This window comes from Marinobacter halodurans, assembly GCF_004327985.1.
Classification (GTDB): Bacteria; Pseudomonadota; Gammaproteobacteria; order Pseudomonadales; family Oleiphilaceae; genus Marinobacter_A; species Marinobacter_A halodurans.
The window spans coordinates 1-282 of sequence record NZ_SJDL01000221.1 but is presented as its reverse complement, the minus strand read 5'-3'; the positions used below and the strand labels follow the sequence as shown (position 1 = coordinate 282).

The window sequence follows — 282 nt, the reverse complement described above, 5'->3', positions numbered from 1 at the left end:
AGGCCAGGTGCGCAGGCGTCAGGTCGCCTCGTTCGAGATTACTCTCGGAGCAGGACATCCAGGGCGCCGTATCATTGAGCGCGATCACCGGCCTATTCCCAGTTACCAGCTCCGGTACATCGCCGTGCACCAACACCGCCACCGGGGCACTGTCCTCCAGCATGTACGCCACTCGCTCGGCCGGGTATTCCGGGTCCAGCGGCACATAGGCCCCGCCCGCCTTCAACACACCCAGCAGGCCCACCACCATCGCCAGCGAGCGCTCCGCGCAGATCGCCACAC

The 282-nt window shown here is 66.3% G+C and carries 1 protein-coding gene; it reads right to left on the bottom strand.

Features of this window, described 5'->3' with window-relative positions:
* Positions 1–282: AMP-binding protein (locus EZI54_RS24165; RefSeq protein ID WP_131484367.1), on the bottom strand; the 282-nt coding region annotated here is incomplete at both ends.